Origin of the sequence: Polystyrenella longa (genome assembly GCF_007750395.1) — a bacterium.
Classification (GTDB): Bacteria; Planctomycetota; Planctomycetia; order Planctomycetales; family Planctomycetaceae; genus Polystyrenella; species Polystyrenella longa.
This window is the reverse complement of the sequence record NZ_CP036281.1, coordinates 1,884,874-1,903,223: the sequence shown is the minus strand read 5'-3', so window position 1 is coordinate 1,903,223 and position 18,350 is coordinate 1,884,874. Positions and strand designations below refer to the sequence as shown.

Sequence of the window (18,350 nt, the reverse complement as noted above, 5' to 3'; positions counted from 1 at the left end):
ATATCGACGGAGCCTTCGCAATTCGAACATCTTTTCACAGTAGGCAATGTCCGTACTTTGAGCCTCTCTCTATTCATCAAGAGGGAGAACTCCCATAAGAGACGAGGCAAAGTGTGCCAGAAGAACGACAGGCGTGCTCTAGCTGCCTGGCCGCTTGACACCATACTTCTTCAGCTTGCGATCAAGTGTAGAGCGTTCGACGCCCAGAATGCTGGCTGCGTGAGATTTGTTCCAATTCGTCTCTTCTAACGTAGCCAGAATGTGACGCTGCTCGATGTCTTCGAGAGAATCAGGGGTGTAATCTTCCGGTTCCGAGAAGACTGGCTCGACGCTGGTAGTGAATGGGCTGACCGATGAAAGATGAATATCCTCTTTCTTGATCTCTTCTCCCGACGCCATGATAACCGTTCGTTCGACCACATTTTGAAGTTCGCGAACGTTTCCAGGCCACTCGTAGGCCAGAAAGTATTCCATTGCCTGATGTGAAAACCGCCTTACATCGCGTCCCGTGCGGGTGGCGCTCTTCTTGAGAAAATGATGGGCCAAAATGGGAATATCTGACTTACGTTCTCTCAAAGGCGGAACGAGTAATTCCACCACGTGGAGTCGGAAGTAAAGGTCCTGACGGAAGGTGCCATTCTTGACAGCGTCTTCCAAGTCACGGTTGGTCGCCGCGACGACCCGCACATCAACCTTGATCGCTTTCCGTCCCCCAACCCGCTCAAAGGGATGCCCTTCCAGAACTCGTAGGAATTTCGCCTGCACTGACTGACTCATTTCGCCGACTTCATCGAGGAACAAAGTCCCCATATTCGCTTGTTCGAATTTTCCCGTAGATTGGGAGGTCGCCCCGGTAAAAGAGCCTTTTTCATGACCGAAGAGTTCACTTTCGAGAAGACTTTCACTCAGAGCCGCACAGTTCATGCAGACGTAAGGGGCCCGCGTTCGACCACTGGAGGAGTGAACAGCCCCTGCAACAAGTTCTTTACCAACGCCACTTTCACCTCGAATGAGTACAGTGGCATCGGTCGGCCCGATTCGCAGGATCGTTTTGCGAAGTTCTTCCATACTCCGGCTATTGCCAACTAATTCATTTTCGATCTGCAGCTGTTTTTTGAGGGAGATATTTTCCGTTCGAGCCCGTTCGAGCCCGACTTCCAGTGAATCCCGCTCCTGCATTTTATCGAGCACGACACCCGTTTGATCGGCGATGGCCAACGTAAATTCCAAGTCGTCTGCCGTCACCTCATTGTCTGGATCAGTCGAATAGAGGTGAATCAGTCCGTAAACGAATTGCTCTTTGCAAATAGCGGCACAGATCAGGCTTTGTGCCCGAATTTTACCGAGGTGGTCGCGGGTTGAAAGCTTGCTGTCATCGTCAATATCACGTCCGAGCACGGCTTCGCGTTCATTCAACACTAGTCCGGCCAGATATTCAGAAACCATCTGGTAAGAAAAATTCGATTCGGAACGACTGACGACTTTGGAGAGTTTGTCCGCTTCCGGAGATTCCAGAACGGGCTCGGGAAGTAGGAGAATTGCTCCCTGATCGGCGGAGGTGTTCTCGATCGCGTTCTTGAGGGTAAGAGCGCAGACTTCCTGAACAGAACGAGCCATTCCCATATTGAGTGCCAACCGGTAGAGACTGGCCAATTCACGACTGGCCCGATCGCGCATTAACTTACTGGAAGCCGCTGCATTTCTGTAACGAGATTCCCGCTGTTTCTTCAAGATTTCCGGACCGAATTCGGAAGGACTCCCCGTTTCGATCTTCAGGTTGGCTACCGTGTCGGAAGTGTCGTCGGAGGGTCGTTCATCCAGATAGGGGAAACCAAAAGTGGGATGGAGCGAATCAGAAACGTCCAGGGTAAATCCCAATCGGAAACCACCGATTTGAATGAGCGAGCCAGGCTTAAGCTCTTTGTCACCCTGAATTTTCACGCCGTTGATCATTGTGCCGTTACGGCTGCCGAGATCGCGAAGGAACCAAATGTCGCCCGAACGGAATACTTCACAATGCCGACGGCTGCAGACCTCGTCATCGACGACAATCTTGTTCGTGTTTGCGCGTCCAATCGACATCACATGAGCAGGATTCATTTTGTAGATGTCCCGCCATTGCCCGTCTGTACGAGCAACGAGATAGGCGACATCCTCTTGAATGGAGGTATCCTGATTCAATTCCGCTTCAGCAGGATCGGACATTATCGAAAACCCTGAGACTCTCGAGAGAGTCGACCGGCCCTTTTTGTGTACAATTGCGAACTGGTCTACGACCGTAATGTGAGGCAGTCGGTCGACGATTCCGTAATATTATTCGCAATCGTCCTCGCGTAGTTAGCCTATTTTTGGCGGTCAGCCAGTGAAATTCTCTGTCATTGGTTCTTTCGCTTCGAATCTGGAATAGAAATCGAGGAGAAACTCTGACGGATTCGATTTGGCCCGTAATCTTTGTGATATCCCCTATTTATAAACAATATGCCTCATGAGTGCATCCCTTGAACTCATGGTTCACGTTGATTTTCCAAGTCGAGAAAGATAATCATGAAATCCCTTGCATTAGAAGGACTCCCCTTCGGGTCCACTTTATGAGTAGCATTGACATAAAATGCTTGTTTTCTGATACTTTTGCAGGAACCTAAGGTATCTTCCGCCTCTCTAAAGGTCGCAGGCGCCGGAACAAACCAGGCTGCCTGTATCTAGAGTGCCAATCCTCCCATCTCTGAATTACTTGTTCGCAAAGTTGTGTTTGCGGCTTTCTGGTGACTATACAAAGACCACAATGAATCCAACACAAATGACCGCCCCCAACCAGGAAGCGTTGGCAGATTACACGCAGGACGTCGCCCGAAAAGCCAAGTCCGCCTCGCGGAAACTGACCGCCCTGACCGGGAACCAGAAATCAGGATGGCTGCTCGAACTAGCCAGCGCGATCGATTCGCGTAAGGCTGAACTAGTGCAAGCCAATCAGCTCGATATCGACAAAGCACCTGAATACGGATTGAACAACGCCGCCATTGATCGACTGCGACTGACAGAAGTACGTCTTGCTGGGATTGTCGAAAGTCTGCATCAGATCTCGACATTAACGGATCCCATCGGCGAAGTAATCCAAAGCCAGTTGCGACCGAATGGAATCCGAGTATCTCAAGTCCGTGTTCCCTTGGGTGTCGTCTTTTTCATCTACGAATCGCGACCAAATGTGACGATCGATGCGGCCGCCTTGTGCGTCAAAAGTGGAAACGCCGTTATTCTTCGAGGGGGCAAAGAAGCCTTCCACAGCAACATGGCTTTTTACAAAATTGTCGCGGATAGTCTGGAAAAACAGGGTTTACCGCGAGAAGCGGTGCAGCTTGTAGAAACGACTGACCGGGACGCCGTTGGCCATTTTCTGAAACGGCACGACTTGATTGACGTCACGATCCCTCGGGGAGGTCGGTCGCTGATCGAACGTGTCACTGATGAAGCCACGATGCCCGTCATCAAACATTTTGATGGTATCTGTCACGTGTATGTCGATGAATCTGCTGACCTCAAGATGGCAGAGAACATCATCATCAACAGCAAAACACATCGTCCAGGTGTCTGCAATGCGGCTGAGACTCTTCTGGTTCATGAAGCAGTCGCGGAGCGGTTTCTCAAACAAGCGGGCCCCGCCCTTCTTAATCTGGGAGTGGAACTTCGAGGTTGCCGTCGGACATGCCAAATTCTTGAGAAAGCGGTTCCCGCAACAGAAGAAGATTTCCGCACGGAATACCTGGATTTGATTCTCTCTGTCAAAGTCGTTGATGATCTTACCGCTGCGGTTGAGCACATTAATGAGCATGGTTCTCACCATACCGATGCGATCGTCACCAGTCAGTTGGCAGCAGCAGAGGAGTTCCAAGTGAACGTCGATTCTGCAGCGGTCATGGTTAATGCGAGTACGCGTTTTAATGACGGCGGAGAATTCGGGTTTGGAGCCGAGATTGGCATCAGCACCGATAAGTTCCATGCCCGAGGCCCCTGTGGGCTGAGAGAACTGACCAGTTACAAATACCTCGTTCAAGGATCGGGGCAAACGAGAAGTTAGCGATATCCCGAAACAGATCGTCGCAAATCAAAAACGCCGGAGGAATACTGCGGAAAATTCGATTTAGACAACTTTTAAATTGTATTTTATTCAAGAGTCCACAAAGCGACCTCGACCCGGTACGGGTTGAATCCCGATATTACCAGCATCCGCTGAAAAACATTAACCATTAAGACGTCACAGGACGGAGGCCACGGATGGCAGAAGTTCTCAGTCAAACAGAAGTCGAATCGCTCCTTGCCGCACTGGATCCCGATGGATCGAGTGGACCGGCCAAGCCCGCATTTCGACAGGCACACTCGGATCATCATTCGCAGATCAGCCTGTATGACTTCAAACGACCCGAGCGTGTCAGCAAAGAGCAAATGCGGGCAATTCAAGGCCTGCATGAAGGTTTCAGCCGTGAATTCGGCGCCGCCCTGAGTGGTATGCTGCGCACCATTGTCGAATGCAAACTGATCAGCGTCGACCAGCTGACCTACAGTGAATTCGTATTCAGCCTGGAGAACCCCACCTGCTTCAACCTGCTCGAATCGACTTATTTGCAGGGTCACATGATTCTCGACCTGAATCCGTCGATCATTTTTCCTATCATCGATCGAATGCTGGGTGGAGGACGTCAGGCCAAAACGAACTTTCCTAACCGGGCACTGACGGAGATTGAACTACGACTTGTCTCCCGGATCACGAACCAAGCGATCAAGGCCCTCGAGAACACGTGGATCAACCTCTGCTACCTCGATTTGAAAGTCTCACAGATTGAGAGTAATCCACAACTAGTCCAAATTGTTCCCCCTAACGAAGTGATCGTGCTAGTCAGTTTCGAACTGACGATGGGCGAGATGCGGGGGATTATGAACTTTTGTATCCCATTCAATACAATTGAGCCCTTGTCTCCCAAACTGAGCTCGGACTCGTGGTCGGCATATAAGTCCCGCGTAATCACGCCGGAAGAACAGCTCGATATCGAGACCAATATTTCCAAGACCAAAGTCGAACTGGTCGCAGAACTAACCCAGGTGAAGCTGTCGGCCGACGACCTGATGGGACTTTCGGTCGGAGATGTCATCATGACTGAGCGGGAAGTTTCCCAAGGTTTGACTCTAATGATCGAGGGGAAACCCTTCTTCAGTGGCACGCCGGGAACTTTGAAAGGCCACAAGGCGGTTCAAATCGGAAAACCGATCTCTCGAGCCCGGGATATTCTGAAAGAGAAACAGGAACCAGAATTTTCGCGACCCACCGAAGCGGTCAAAACCCATCGATAATGCCCTGACCTCTGAATAGAATCGCACTTAAAACTGCTCAATTCTTGACGTTTTCTTCAAGAACGGTTATGAAGTGCAGAAAGAATTCGGAAAATTCAGGGAAATTGCCGAATAAAGACTCCAGGCAAGTTTGCTGAATTAGATCATTGATTCGTACTGAAGACATTCAGTAGAATCAATAATGCATCGGCGACGTCGTTTCTGACAGTTCAATCTCCCGTCTGAATCTGCCGATAGCTCGAATTGATCTCTCTATCTGTTCCCGTTTTAAATGATCGTTTGTCTTTCCCCCCATCGATGGGAGAAAATTCAGATCCCTTAACTCAGGTCCATATTAAGAAACCCTCATTTAAATTTCTGGGTTTAAGAGCATCAACTCTGCTGATGAAGGAGTGGATAAATCTTTCCCGGTGTTGAAATGAGTTTATCCCTCCTCCAACCCGTTTGGGATGATATTTCCAAACGTTAAAAAATGACTGAAACACTCTCAGGAAGGTCTAACAATCGAAACCACCCAACGTATGAATGATCAAATTCGAATCACTCCGATTCGAGTTGTCGACCAAAATGGAGAAATGCTGGGCGTCATCCCGACGCAGGAAGCTTTACGCATTGCTGGCGAATCGGGACTGGATGTCGTGGAGGTAGCTCCCAACGAGCGTCCGCCCGTTTGCCGAATCATGGATTACGGTAAATTCAAATACGAGCAGAAGAAGAAGCTGGCTAAGAACACCAAGCAGCATCAAACGCAGCTTAAAGAAATACGCTTGCGCCCGAAAACGGGTGACCATGACATCGATTTCAAAGTCAAACAGGCACGCACGTTCCTGAAGCAAAAAGACAAGGTGAAGATCAACATCATGTTCAAAGGTCGCGAAAACGCGCACCATGAACGTGGCCGGGAAATCCTGTTGAGTATCATCGCGTCGCTGGACGATGTCGCTAAAGTCGAAGCTCCACCACGCATGGAGGGGGGCCGAAACATGTCCGCCGTTGTGTCGCCTCGTTAAGCTCACACCATCGCCAATGCTTCGGTCTTAAATTGCTCTACAGGCATATTCGCATCAGGCAATAGAACGTCTGCAAATACGTTCTATTGCCCATTGGTAATGGTACTCGTACGTTTCCCCTCTAGATCCTGTCCAGGATAAGTGTGGCGGCTATCGGTCCCGAAAAGCCCTTAAATACAGCAGGCTACGCCGCCAGAACACACAATGGGTATCTAGAATGCGTTCTAGTCTCAATATCGCTCCTGCAACCAGAGCGACACCGTGAATTGCACCTTATTCTGTAGGGGACTGTGATTCAAAACGGATGGAAGGAACTCCTTCCGGATAAGAGATTACATACTGACCATCCGAAGTCGGATAGACAATATCCTGCTGCAGTTCGAAATCAGTCTGAGACTCCCGTTCGAAATAGTCATCGCTTTCGGGCAACAAGTATTTACGACCATAGAGCAACATCATGGCGCTTCGATCTCCCAGTGAGTGTCCAGTCGATTTGAATATCTTGCCGTCGACGTCGCTTTCCTTAACGAAGAACTCTTCGATGTTCAGCTCGGCCTGTTTCATATTGGTGACCATTTCCACCGCGTCAGGATAGGGACACACGTCATCTCCCGTTCCATGTATGACGACGATCCGGGCTTCGTTTCCGAACTCTTTCATCTTCTGGAGATGAGCCGGATTGCCGACGAAATGTAATTCCTGTCGTCCAGGAGAAAGATACATCGGGGATTCGGGATCCTGGCTGTACCGCGCATCGAGTCGACTTCCCCCTGGCAGATTAAAGGCAATATCGTCTGAAAGACGGGGCATGCCGCAAATATCGACGATGCAACTGAAAGTATGCGGGGCGAACTTGTTACACATCAGGCTGACGTTCCCTCCGCCGGAACCTCCCGATGCCATAATTCGTCGAGTATTCAAATCGATATCCGCCGCTTTCAGTTCGCGAAACACGTAGGACAGAGCCCGCAAGGCGTCGATGGCCTGCAGGTGACCGAAATCGTAGGGAGCCCCATCCTGCTGTTTGCCGCTTTGCAGGTAATCGACCGAAATGGCGATAACATCTAGCCCCGCAGTCAATTTGCGTGGATCTCCGGCTCCTTGAAAACCTGTTCCTCCCCAATTGTGGAGATTGAGCATTAGCCCAGTTTCCGGAGTCACATTTTCCAGTTTGCCACCCGGATAATAGATATAAATCGTGACTTGCCGCGGACCGGGTTCAAAAGGCCACTCCTGACTCTCGATTTTCAGGCTGGCGTCCGACTCGGGTAGTGCCGCGTTCGCCAGTCCAGGCAAGACGACGAGAACCAGCGAGAGAACAGTAAGACGGAAAAAGGACGGGAACAAGCGTATCTGACATGACATAGGACAAAACTTTCCGACCGCGTGAAGTAAATCCAGAGAAGACAAACAATTCGTATAAAATCATAACCTGCCCTCACGCACGAGGAAACCATGCCGTTTGGAAAACGACTATCACTGGTCATATAGCCACTACACACTGAGAATCCGAGAATTTGGCGAATATTTCTTACCTTCGAAGGGGAGTTTTTCGTCGATGAGAGTGGAAAGAGAAGGCGAATGCTCACTATAATCCGCCCTTCCCTTTCCCGGGACAGCTTTCTGTCCGCGCGGTGGTTTGACTATGAACCATGGCAAGTTGATCGATGAGACCACTTAACTGAGCTCTCATTTGTTAGGGAAGAGAGAATTTCAGCTGATTTCGAGGAACATCCCGGCTGGATGTTAGACCTGTTTCAGGTTCCTCTTTGTCGTACGAACCAATTGCGTCCTCGGTAGAATTTGTAACCATGCCTAAGCAGAAAACACATAAAGGAATGTCCAAGCGGTTTAAAGTGACCGCTTCGGGTAAAGTCAAACATCGCAACGCTTTTCGTGGCCACAAACTGAGCCATAAAAGTGCTCAGCGAAAACGACAGCTTCGCGCAGACAATGTGATCACAGGCAAAGATGCCATTAACATCATTGAAGGCCTTCGCCCAGGAATGTAACCGTTCCGGGTTTGATCCCACTTTTTCGTTGAATACCGATAGTCGTACTGCACCGTTCTTTCCTAACCAGACTTTTCCCCGTTCTGCACTTCCTGTCTCTGTTTTAACGGAGCCAGTTAGTCCAAGAGAATGAGATCCAAGGCCGTCTCTCTTCAGAGGCAAGTCCGGGATTAAATAGGGTTTGACCCTACCTGCATTCAGGTAAGTAGTCAGACCTGACAGAACGAGCGGCCCTGGCGGCAGTCGACCTGATGATTTCCGGTCATTCAATTGCAAACATATAGAGTTCACTTTTCAAAAGATAAATGGTAAGTAGTCATGAGGATTAAATCAGGTGTCGCCCGACGACGCTCTAAAAACCGACTGTTCAAAGAAGCCAAAGGAAATCGCGGAGGTCGCGGCAAGCTGCTGCGTTCAGTCAAAGAAACAATCATTCGTTCACGAGCGAATGCATTCCGCGACCGTAAAACCCGCAAACGTAATTTCCGCTCGCTGTGGATCATCCGTCTTTCCGCCGCCTGTCGTGAACGGGGAATTTCTTACTCCCGCTTCATCAATGGTTTGACTGTGGCCGAAATCGGCCTGAACAGAAAAACCTTGAGTGAACTGGCGATTTCCAATCCGGAAATCTTCGACGAAATCGTCGAAAAAGCAAAAGCAGCACTGCCCGCCTCAGTGTAGGGAACAGTGACCATCGGTCATCCTGTTAATAAACAGGAAACCCAATTCAGCCCGCTGCTGTTCATAAAACGGCATTTGCGGGCTTTTTTCTTGGATCGCTTGTACTCGTTGAAAAAAGAACGTGAACCGACGAAGATCGTTCTCAGTCTCTCTCCTCGACACCTGAGCTCTCCCCTCTTCCTATTTGCCCGAATTATTTGATCGAGACGATTATGGATACGACCACCGCGTTCGCCGCCTATCGGAACGAAGCTCTCGCCGCGATTGCCGCCGCAACCGATGAACAACAACTTGAAGAGGTTCGCATCCAGTTTCTTGGCAAGAAGAAGGGACGCTTGAAGGATTTGCAATCCCTGGTTGGCAAAGCGACTCCCGAAGAGCGACCGGTCGTTGGGCAGAAGTTCAACGAAGCCAAAGAGAATGTCAGTAGCGCGCTAGATACTCGTAAAAGTGAACTCTCCTCCCCCAAGGCCGCGCTCAATGCAATCGACGTCACCTTGCCTGGCGAACCATGTAAGCTCGGGCACACGCACCCGCTGACACAGACGATCGAAGAGTTCAAGGAGATTATGGGGCGACTGGGGTTTGCCGTGATGGAAGGGCCCGAGATTGAAGATGAACGGCACAACTTCGAAGCACTTAACATCCCCCTCGAACACCCCGCACGCGATCCGCTGGACAACTTCTATCTCTCCGTCGCGGAAGCGGCGACAGGAGGTCCGATCCTGTTACGAAGTCAGACTTCCACGGTCCAGATTCGGGTGATGGAGAAAACCAAACCTCCCATTCGAATCGTCTCGTTGGGCCGTGTCTATCGCCCCGACACGATTGACCCAACTCATCACTGCATGTTCCATCAGATGGAAGGCTTGATGATTGGCGAGGATGTCAACATGGCTCATCTCAAAACGACTTTGCGGATGTTTGCCAAAGCCTACTTGGGCGAAGGGACCGAAGTTCGTTTTCGCACCTCGTTCTTCCCCTTCACGGAACCCTCGGTAGAAGTCGACATGTTGTGGGACGGCAACTGGATGGAAATCGGAGGGGCAGGCATGGTTGACCCGAACGTGCTGACCTCGGTTGGTTACGATCCGGAAGAAGTCAGCGGCTTCGCCTTCGGACTTGGCATCGAACGTTTCTGCATGAAACGGCATAATGTGACTGATATTCGCCGATTCACCGAAAACGACCTGCGATTCCTGCAACAGTTCTAAGACTTCGAAACTCCTGTTATCCCGCGGTCGATCTCCAAATATGCCTGCAGTGGATCACAGCCTGAAACGGGTTGGCATTGACGTTTTTCGCGGTTTCAGCCTACAACTCCGGCCTGTCTTCTATGTATTTCCTTCCGCAAGCAGGTGCCGAGCGTCATGAACACCGCCAGACTTCCGTCGAGATGGGACGTCGTGAGCCGGCACGCCTATGTGCTACTCTTAGCCACTGCATGCTGTTTTTCGCAAACAGGCTGTGCAGTACTTAGTGCGTCACCAGAAGTGGTAAGACAGACCTATACGACACAGCAGAATGAGCTGTTTAAGATCTGCCCGAAAGGAACTCACCGCGACCAAGTGGAAAAAAGGTTGGCGGAGGCAGGGATCAACGGAGAATTCGGAACGAACCAGTCGATCTACTACTGCGACTTCTGGAAGCGCGAAGATGGCAAGGTTTGGGAGCTGAATCTCGCGTTGCTATTCGATGAAGAAGGTGTGCTTTACAGCACGATGCCGGGACGGACTCAGATCACTTCCGTGAAAGAATAGAATTCAGGCTTCGAACATAATAGCTGAATGCACACTATCTGAAATTGATCTGAAATTGCCGAGCACTTTTCAAACGGTCCTGAGACCCTCTGATGAGTCAATCACACCCATGGTAGGATTGAATTTAGCCACAACTGGGTTTCAGGATAGGTTCTACACTATTTGACGAAGTGCAGTTTGCCACCGCAGTATTTGCAGGCGACCTTTTCCCCGATGTACTTGTGCGCGGCACGGAGTTCATTCTGGCAGGACGGGCATTTGCTGAAGAACGCTTTAGACTGCACCTGGTTATTGTCCAGTTTGAGCTCAAAGGGAGCCTCGCACCGTTTACACTGCACCTTCTTACCAACATACTTGCGGTTGATCCGCAATTCCTCCTGGCATTCGGGACAGTTCACGAAATAACCTTCGAGAGAGACATCAACCATACTCTCGAGCTCCTGTAAAGGAATGAACTCCGGGACTTCCACACTATCAAAATTCAAGTCGTCGTTCAGTAACGCGCGACAGGTCTGACAGTGGATCAATTTTTCCGGCATATCTTCGCCGCATTTGGGACAAGGTCCCCCAGGCCAGGAAGGCATTTGTAAATCCTGATTGAATCAATACTCTGTCAATTGATCTCTATACTCCATAAAAGAGTGCAGTTGATCAACTTCAGATTATGGTTACTGAATCTGTGATTACGAAAGCCCGCGTACAAGCGCTGTTCGGAAGCTGTTGTTGTAGGGACCAACAATCTTCCACGAAATTTCGACTCAGTTCGAGTCATCAACGGACGAATTTTCATGGTGAATACTCGTCAGACGATGAAAGGTCCGTAGGTAAAGGCGACCGTTGGCGACGGCTGGTGTCGCGTGACTGTGATCATCCAGTTTTAATCTACCCCACAATTTATAGTCAGGCGATGCAGAAATCACGACGATCTCTCCATCTTCGCTCAACATATAAATCATACCATCTACACAAACGGGGGAACTACTGTAATTTCCGCCAATTCGTTCAGTCCAGACATTTTCGCCCGTTTCGACATTGAGGCAGTTGGCAATTCCTCCGTCGTTGCAAAGGTAGAGATGTCCTTCATAAATGATCGGCGTGGGTACATAAGGTAATCTCCGTTTGTGTTCATAAAGGACCTCAAACGGATCATCAGAATTGGGGGCGTCATGAGGTTTGATGGCAACCATGTACTTGCCCTGACCGCCACCGCCACAACATTGCACCAGCACTCCCTCACCATAGACGGGTGAACCGACAGTCCGATGGCTGAATTCTCCCGTTTTCCAGTGCATGTGCCCTGTCCGTGGGTTGAGTGAAGTCAGGCCCATGGCTCCGCAGGCGACTATCAGTTGAGGCAGACCTTTGCCCCCGGCCGGAGGAATCATTAGCGGCGTCGCATAGCTGACCCGTCGGGATTCTCTTAGAGTGGTCCAAGCCATTTTGCCGGTCGCTTTTTCGAATGCGACGACGGAACTCGGACCATCCTGATCGTTCGCAAGAATGACCAAGTCTTCGTAGAGAACAGGTGAGGTACCCTGACCGTGCTGGCTTTCAAAACTTCCCAGATCTTCCCGCCATTGAAGTTCGCCCGCGAAATCGTAAGCGGAAAGGAGATATTGTTCGGCATCAGCGAAGGCGACATACACGAATTCGCCATCGGTTACCGGTGTGCTTGAAGCCCAACTGCTTTTGATATGTTTTGCACTCTTGTTCATACTCAAAGTCCGCACCCATCGCTCTTCGCCCGTGATGGCATCCAGACAATAGAGATACCGGACGGCCCCTTCATCTATTGCGGAGGTGACGAACAGAAAGTCATCCCAAATCGCGGGAGCGGCATGCCCAAGTCCCGGTAGGTCGACAACCCACTCCCGGTGTTCCGGTTTGAGATCTTTGGGTAGATTCTGACCGGTGGCGATTCCCGCCCCGTTTGGTCCGCGGAATCTCGCCCAACGCGTTGGTGAGGAGTCATCTGCAGCGTCGGCAGACTCGCTCAGACACGGAAAAGTAAGCCACCCGCAAATTAGAGCGAGGCCGAATACAAACATCTTGAGAGAGTGTAAGCTTGTGGTTTTCAAGTTTAATAAAAAGTTCTCGTTAATCATTCCTGATCCAGTTCTTGACTGACCTATTGAATAATTCGGCTTAATCTGTGGCCGAGGAAGGCCGAGCGGTAAATACCACAATGGCGAGCAATATCATATTCGTCAAGCTATTTCGGCATCCGTTCTCAGCAGACGAGATTCCGGTTTCCTCAATTCCTCAATTCTGAGAGAATAAGCCTGCAAAATAATAGGCGGTCAGGCATCCCTCAGGGAGGAATTTAGACAATGGCGACCGATTTCAGGAACGAGACTCGGAACCGGAGACATGAAGTAACGGAATCCGTTCAGAAACAATATGAACTTCTCCCCTATCCAGACCGAGATCCAGAACGGGAGTTGGAATCACTCCGTTACGTAAATCTGGATCAGTTGGCAGCGATTAACCATAAATGTTTTCGGGGACAACTCGATCTGTCGAAGCCTAGGCGAGTTCTCGTTGCTGGCGGTGGAACAGGTGATTCCACCGTTTTCCTTGCCGAGCAGTTACGTCATTTTCCTGCAGAAGTTGTCCATGTCGATCTCAGCGAACGAGCCATGAACATCGCTCGACGACGGATCGAGAAACGAGGTTTGACCGACAAAGTGACTTGGAGACAAGGGTCGCTACTCGATCTGGCTCCCGGGAATGCGGGGTTTTTCGACTATATCAACTGCGTCGGTGTACTCCATCATTTGGACGATCCGAGCGCCGGCCTAGCAGCTTTGAACTCAGTCCTAAAGCCAGACGGCGCGATGGGATTGATGGTTTACGGTCGATATGGTCGAACTGCAATCTATCAGATGCAACGACTTCTTACTCTAGCAGGCCTACAGGGAGCGACTCCTTCGCCAGAATTGTTCGCTGAGTTTCGCCGCTTTTTAAACAAACTGCCTGCGACAAACTGGCAGCAACATGGCAAAACCATCATGACATTCATTAAAGAGGCTGACGACTCAGAGTTGTACGACCTCTTTTTCCATACTTGCGATCAAGCTTATTCTGTGACAGAACTGGTAAAACTGCTCAACACGAGCGGCCTGCATTTACTCGATTTCACCAATGAATCCAGATTTTTCTATCAATCTCGTCACATCTTCAGAGATTCTCCCTGGTGGTCGGAGATATCCAATAAGCCAGTTGCAGAGCAACAGGAGATGGCCGAAATCTACTGGGGCTGTGTGATCAAGCATGCGTTCTGGGCCGCCCGCGAACCTGATCGCCAAGTCAACACCACGCAATTGAATTTGACCCCCGGTTGGAGTGAACTTTCGCGAATGGTGAATGTCCGAAATTCAATTGTCGCTCATCAAGCTCCTGTCTGGAGTATCGATTTCCAGATTCGGGGTGGGATCAAAGTGACCGTGAACGTCGATATGTCACCGGTGGTGAGAGCCTTCTGCGAATTGATTGACGATCAACTTTCCACTGGAGAGATTATCCAACAGATTAAACAGTCCGCTTCTCTTTGCGCTGGACTCGCCGAGAGTGATATCACTCCCATGATCCAGAAAGCGGTTCGCAGCCTGACAGATCACGACCTGCTTTTCTTACGTCATCCCGACACCGTTTCAATCCGAAGTTAACCAGTAAAGTCTCTTGCTACTTAGTAGGATCGCCAGAAGGCTGTTTGCTGCCAGCCTGCTCCGCCGGGGTTTCTTCTGTAGAAGGAACGAGAGGTTCGCCTGTACGCTGATCGACTTTCACGCCGGAGAGTCGCTGCAGAACTTTGGTTGTCGTGTTCAGGTACAACAGCACAAAGAGTGCATCCAGTTTGTCCGACAAGCCCCGCGTTTTCATCAGGCGGCAATACTCAAAGTTTTGCGCACATGTTGCCGTATCCATCCCATAACGGGAGAGGAGCATCACGTTGCGGCGCGCCTGCTCTTCGGAGGCTTCCAGCCATTCGTTGAGAGCCTGTTCCCGTCCAATGCCGATAATCATCATCTCTTTATCGAGTTGCGCATTCAAGGAGTAATACTTGGCGATCAACATGGATGCGCGTAGATGCACATAGATACTGCCTGCGAGGGTTGCGTAGGCAAACTGAGGGCCGTCTCCAAAGTAGTCCTGCAGATTTGGCAAGACTTCTGTTTGAGCCATCGTCACCAGTCCGAAGTAGGAATCCTTTTTCGCGAGTGCAAATTTGGCCTGAGGTTGGGCGACCTTTAGTACTTTAGCGATCTCATTGACGGTGATGGATTCAAACACGCGGTAGCTTGCTTCCGACGTACGGCGATAAAAATGAGCCGTGTCCAGGAAGGGAGCGTCGGCAGGAATTGGCTTGCCACCGTATTGCCGCATCAATTCCAGAAAATCCATCGTGACCCGACAATCGAGCCACCCGAACACCTGCCATTCAGAAGCGGTGATTGCGATTTCAATCGCTTCGTCTTCGTCCTCAGGAAGATTCGCCATCGTTTTCGCTGCCAGTTTCTGAAAGGAAACTGCTTCGATAAAGGCGTCACAGGCTTCGAGGTACAAAGCGAGTTGATTCATCGTCGTAGGTTGTGAAAATTTCAGCGCGATGGCCGTTTTATCAATTTCCGCCTGCAGCCAATCGTTATTGTTAATGCGTTTCAGCATCGCATCGTATCCGATTGTCAGATTTGTCTGGTTGCAATAAGCAACTTCTTTAGCGAGAAAAGCATTCAGTGCCGCGTATTGCATATCGGTGTATGCGACAGTGATTACTCCTTCTTTCATCAGTCCTTCCGAAGTTTTAATGTAGTCCCTGGCTTCTTCAATCAGAAGATCCGAATACTCGACTCGTGCATCTTCGGGCGCGGCTTCGTATTTTTCGATTGCCGTCTTCGTCAAATCCGCCCACTGCCCAATCCGAGAGGCAAGTACGGCGTCTGTTTTGTAATCAATTGTCGGACGTCCCGAAATATTCGGTCGTGGCAATTCGGTGCCGGTCATTAAGGCATAGGCTTCGTAAATGTCGATGACCTTCTTGACTTCAACTCCCAGTTCGGCGCCATGACGAATCAGGTTCACCATCTGTTTTTTGTTTTTGTCCATCTCGTTTTCCGCAGTCGCGGGAATCAGAACGAGCTTCATTCCTTTTGCTGCAGCACCTTCGATTTTGTGGGGTATGCCCCCCACCGGCCCGATCATGCCATCCGGATTGATCGTTCCCGTCATGGCCACATCATCTCGAACCTTGTCTCCTCGCGCAGCGGCCAGAATGCCAATGGTCATCAACGCTCCCGCGCTGGGGCCATCGACCCGTCCTTGAATATCGAAAGCAACCTGCGTCGTCGCAGGATCGAAGTCGGTAAGCTGTGCCGCCATTAACGACGCCATCCAGCCGGCGGCCTGCCATTGTTCTCCGGAACCACCGACTTCGGATTCATAAAAACCGATCCGAACCCGTCCCGCCTCTTTGCCACCCACTGTCACCTGCAGGGGAAAGCAATTCCCGTAAGCTCGGCCATCTGGCCCTTCGAAATAGCTGAGGGCATTCACGGTGACTTCACTCAGTTTAATTCGCTCCTCTTCTTGAGCGAAACTGGGGGAGTTTCCGATTACGAAGAAGGCGAGCAACATGAAATAAAGACATTGAGTGGTCAGGCGCTGCCGCATGTTGAACTCCGGAGATGTCGAGTGACAAAGATGAATTGAGTGATAAGAGCCAAGATCGCCCTGCCAATTTAAGATGGTGTCTGACAGAGAATAAGATACTTTTTTAACATGAACAGATGGGTTTTCGGTATCGAATTCTTGTTGAAACAGTATTTAGCAATGGCAGGAAATGCGGATTATGACAATTTCCGACCACCATCGAACGTCTCTTTAGACCAAGAAATACCTATCCCATTACTTGTCATGCGTTTATCTGAGTTTTACTGAATGATGAGGAATCTTAGCGAAGCGTATTGGAAGCGAACGTCACGATTTTTACACTCAAGTCTGATAAGCTTTACGCAAATCACTCGTTTTGTTTTTTAATAAAGGCCCCTGTATGTCTCTGCAACCCCCCGAATCCCTGACTCCAACGAGTGGTCGCATAGTTTCGATGGATCAGTTCCGAGGGTACACCGTGTTCGCAATGTTGATCGTGAACTACCTGGGCAAGTTCACCAACACCTGGGAACCCTTGAAGCACGATGACTACTGGCTGAACTTTCCAGACACCATTATGCCGGCATTTATATTCGCTGTCGGCTTTTCTTTTCGACTGACAATTCTGCGACGAATACCCAAGTTTGGTGCGACCAAAACGTACCTGACCTACATCAAGCGAAGCCTGGCCCTTTGCCTTGTTTCTATTGTGATCTATGGGGCCGGAGTGGAATTTGGACCTTACGATTCTTTCTTCGAGAACCCGTACACTGGAGAAGTGGCTACAGATCAACTCGCCATCTATAACGCGGGACAATCGGCCTTTTTCGATATCCCTCCCTACTTCGGACAACATTGCCTGGTACTTCTGGCCCAATTCTTCAAGTCTGCTTTGTGGGAGACCCTGGCTATAATAGGGGGGACTCAATTATTGATTATGCCTGTAATCCGACTCTCGTTCTGGGGGCGAGTACTGACGATGGTTGGTTTCAGCCTGACCCACGTATTCATTACTTGGTGGTTCAATTGGCAATTTATGTATGGTTGGCAGCAGGACGGAATTTGGATCAATCCGGAAATCGGACTCCACAACTGGATGGGAGATCTCTTTGAAACTGGTGGGCGAAGCTGGGACGGTGGCCTGTTCGGGTTGTTTGGTTTTGCTTCCGTCATGCTGGCCGGTTCACTTTGTTACGATTTGCAGGCCAAGTACCCGCCACAAATTGCCTGGAAAAAGATCGCTATCACCGGAATCGGTTTATTCGTAGTGGGATACCTATTATCCTGCCTTTCCTGCCTCTACCAGTATGATGTCGCCAAGCACGCATCGGACGAAATTTATCTCTCCCGTATCGGAAAAGATGGGGAGCTTATCAAGAATCGGTTTGTATACGATCACGCCGCCCACCCTGTCCTTCCGGATTTCAGTAACTACGCAAACATCGACACCTATCTGGCCCCATTTCCAGTGTTTGGCGATATTCCAGAAACTCTGGATGACTCTGGACTGCCGTATTACCTGAAAAACTACTGGATCACCGCCAAACGAACTATCACACTTCCCTACGCGATGATCACCACCGGGATCGCCATGGTCACGCTTTCCTTCTTTATTATCTTCTCAGATATCTGGGGCAGGAAAGTTCGTGTCTTCGAAATGCTGGGCATGAACCCACTGGCTGCCTATTTTCTGCACAAAGTCTTCTGGATCTCATTCTGGTCCCAGACTTTTGATACGAAAACAGCCGCACCTTGGTTAATCACCGTCACATTCATTGCTTACATGGTTCTAACTCTCGGAATGATCCGCAGCCTTGATCGTCAGAAGATCTTTGTTCGAATGTAACCTGCAATTCCCTTCGAGAGTGACAGAGGTAACCGATATCTCAACTTGCGGG

Annotated in this window: 14 protein-coding genes; 9 read left to right on the top strand and 5 right to left on the bottom strand. The window is 50.0% G+C overall.

From position 1 onward, the window contains the following. Positions 1-138: 138 nt before the first annotated feature. Positions 139-2,205: a sigma 54-interacting transcriptional regulator gene (locus tag Pla110_RS07130; RefSeq protein WP_144994641.1), complete on the bottom strand. Its 2,067-nt coding sequence runs from the start codon at positions 2,203-2,205 to the stop codon at positions 139-141. A 592-nt stretch (positions 2,206-2,797) separates the two neighbouring features. On the opposite strand from Pla110_RS07130, the gene Pla110_RS07125 reads away from it, so the two are divergent. The 3 genes from Pla110_RS07125 to infC all read left to right on the top strand — a co-directional run bounded on the left by Pla110_RS07125 (position 2,798) and on the right by infC (position 6,350). Then, the gene (locus Pla110_RS07125; RefSeq protein ID WP_144994639.1) at positions 2,798-4,072 is read left to right on the top strand and encodes a glutamate-5-semialdehyde dehydrogenase; all 1,275 of its coding nucleotides are present in this window, start codon (positions 2,798-2,800) and stop codon (positions 4,070-4,072) included. 197 nt (positions 4,073-4,269) lie between these two features. Then, complete coding sequence (gene fliM, locus Pla110_RS07120; protein ID WP_144994637.1) at positions 4,270-5,340, top strand: flagellar motor switch protein FliM; 1,071 nt, start codon at positions 4,270-4,272, stop codon at positions 5,338-5,340. 521 nt (positions 5,341-5,861) lie between these two features. Further along, a complete protein-coding gene (gene infC, locus Pla110_RS07115) occupies positions 5,862-6,350 on the top strand; it encodes a translation initiation factor IF-3 (RefSeq protein WP_144994635.1) in 489 nt (162 codons plus the stop codon). A 273-nt stretch (positions 6,351-6,623) separates the two neighbouring features. Here the strand turns inward: infC and Pla110_RS07110 are convergent, their stop codons facing one another. Continuing rightward, a complete protein-coding gene (locus tag Pla110_RS07110) occupies positions 6,624-7,715 on the bottom strand; it encodes a DUF2920 family protein (RefSeq protein ID WP_144994633.1) in 1,092 nt (363 codons plus the stop codon). 446 nt (positions 7,716-8,161) lie between these two features. On the opposite strand from Pla110_RS07110, the gene rpmI reads away from it, so the two are divergent. From rpmI to Pla110_RS07090, 4 genes are all read left to right on the top strand, one after another. Continuing rightward, positions 8,162-8,362 (top strand): 50S ribosomal protein L35, encoded by a 201-nt coding sequence (gene rpmI / locus Pla110_RS07105; protein WP_144994631.1) that lies wholly within the window; start codon positions 8,162-8,164, stop codon positions 8,360-8,362. A 318-nt stretch (positions 8,363-8,680) separates the two neighbouring features. Beyond that, on the top strand, positions 8,681-9,043 hold the full coding sequence (gene rplT / locus Pla110_RS07100) for a 50S ribosomal protein L20 (RefSeq protein WP_144994629.1): 363 nt from the start codon (positions 8,681-8,683) through the stop codon (positions 9,041-9,043). Between the two features lie 212 nt (positions 9,044-9,255). Further along, on the top strand, positions 9,256-10,257 hold the full coding sequence (pheS, locus tag Pla110_RS07095; RefSeq protein ID WP_144994627.1) for a phenylalanine--tRNA ligase subunit alpha: 1,002 nt from the start codon (positions 9,256-9,258) through the stop codon (positions 10,255-10,257). 156 nt (positions 10,258-10,413) lie between these two features. Next, positions 10,414-10,803 carry a hypothetical protein gene (locus tag Pla110_RS07090; RefSeq protein WP_144994625.1) on the top strand — a complete coding sequence of 130 codons (390 nt, stop codon included), beginning with the start codon at positions 10,414-10,416 and terminating at the stop codon, positions 10,801-10,803. A 158-nt stretch (positions 10,804-10,961) separates the two neighbouring features. Here Pla110_RS07090 and Pla110_RS07085 read toward each other — a convergent pair whose 3' ends face one another. Further along, positions 10,962-11,387: a double zinc ribbon domain-containing protein gene (locus tag Pla110_RS07085; RefSeq protein ID WP_144994623.1), complete on the bottom strand. Its 426-nt coding sequence runs from the start codon at positions 11,385-11,387 to the stop codon at positions 10,962-10,964. Positions 11,388-11,561: 174 nt separating this feature from the next. After that, complete coding sequence (locus Pla110_RS07080) at positions 11,562-12,908, bottom strand: outer membrane protein assembly factor BamB family protein (RefSeq protein WP_144994621.1); 1,347 nt, start codon at positions 12,906-12,908, stop codon at positions 11,562-11,564. A 225-nt stretch (positions 12,909-13,133) separates the two neighbouring features. On the opposite strand from Pla110_RS07080, the gene Pla110_RS07075 reads away from it, so the two are divergent. After that, on the top strand, positions 13,134-14,471 hold the full coding sequence (locus Pla110_RS07075) for a class I SAM-dependent methyltransferase (protein ID WP_144994619.1): 1,338 nt from the start codon (positions 13,134-13,136) through the stop codon (positions 14,469-14,471). Positions 14,472-14,487: 16 nt separating this feature from the next. Here Pla110_RS07075 and Pla110_RS07070 read toward each other — a convergent pair whose 3' ends face one another. Further along, positions 14,488-16,473 (bottom strand): S16 family serine protease, encoded by a 1,986-nt coding sequence (locus Pla110_RS07070; RefSeq protein WP_144994617.1) that lies wholly within the window; start codon positions 16,471-16,473, stop codon positions 14,488-14,490. A 379-nt stretch (positions 16,474-16,852) separates the two neighbouring features. On the opposite strand from Pla110_RS07070, the gene Pla110_RS07065 reads away from it, so the two are divergent. After that, positions 16,853-18,298, top strand: coding sequence for a heparan-alpha-glucosaminide N-acetyltransferase domain-containing protein (locus Pla110_RS07065; protein WP_144994615.1), 1,446 nt, complete (start codon positions 16,853-16,855; stop codon positions 18,296-18,298). Positions 18,299-18,350: the final 52 nt, after the last annotated feature.

Excerpts from the sequence above, each read along its gene's own strand:
- Pla110_RS07130 (WP_144994641.1), bottom strand. The coding sequence starts at position 2,205 with ATGTCCGATCCTGCTGAAGCGGAATTGAATCAGGATACCTCCATTCAA.
- Pla110_RS07125 (WP_144994639.1), top strand. The coding sequence starts at position 2,798 with ATGACCGCCCCCAACCAGGAAGCGTTGGCAGATTACACGCAGGACGTC.
- fliM (WP_144994637.1), top strand. The coding sequence starts at position 4,270 with ATGGCAGAAGTTCTCAGTCAAACAGAAGTCGAATCGCTCCTTGCCGCA.
- infC (WP_144994635.1), top strand. The coding sequence starts at position 5,862 with ATGAATGATCAAATTCGAATCACTCCGATTCGAGTTGTCGACCAAAAT.
- Pla110_RS07110 (WP_144994633.1), bottom strand. The coding sequence starts at position 7,715 with ATGTCATGTCAGATACGCTTGTTCCCGTCCTTTTTCCGTCTTACTGTT.
- rpmI (WP_144994631.1), top strand. The coding sequence starts at position 8,162 with ATGCCTAAGCAGAAAACACATAAAGGAATGTCCAAGCGGTTTAAAGTG.
- rplT (WP_144994629.1), top strand. The coding sequence starts at position 8,681 with ATGAGGATTAAATCAGGTGTCGCCCGACGACGCTCTAAAAACCGACTG.
- pheS (WP_144994627.1), top strand. The coding sequence starts at position 9,256 with ATGGATACGACCACCGCGTTCGCCGCCTATCGGAACGAAGCTCTCGCC.
- Pla110_RS07090 (WP_144994625.1), top strand. The coding sequence starts at position 10,414 with ATGAACACCGCCAGACTTCCGTCGAGATGGGACGTCGTGAGCCGGCAC.
- Pla110_RS07085 (WP_144994623.1), bottom strand. The coding sequence starts at position 11,387 with ATGCCTTCCTGGCCTGGGGGACCTTGTCCCAAATGCGGCGAAGATATG.
- Pla110_RS07080 (WP_144994621.1), bottom strand. The coding sequence starts at position 12,908 with ATGATTAACGAGAACTTTTTATTAAACTTGAAAACCACAAGCTTACAC.
- Pla110_RS07075 (WP_144994619.1), top strand. The coding sequence starts at position 13,134 with ATGGCGACCGATTTCAGGAACGAGACTCGGAACCGGAGACATGAAGTA.
- Pla110_RS07070 (WP_144994617.1), bottom strand. The coding sequence starts at position 16,473 with ATGCGGCAGCGCCTGACCACTCAATGTCTTTATTTCATGTTGCTCGCC.
- Pla110_RS07065 (WP_144994615.1), top strand. The coding sequence starts at position 16,853 with ATGTCTCTGCAACCCCCCGAATCCCTGACTCCAACGAGTGGTCGCATA.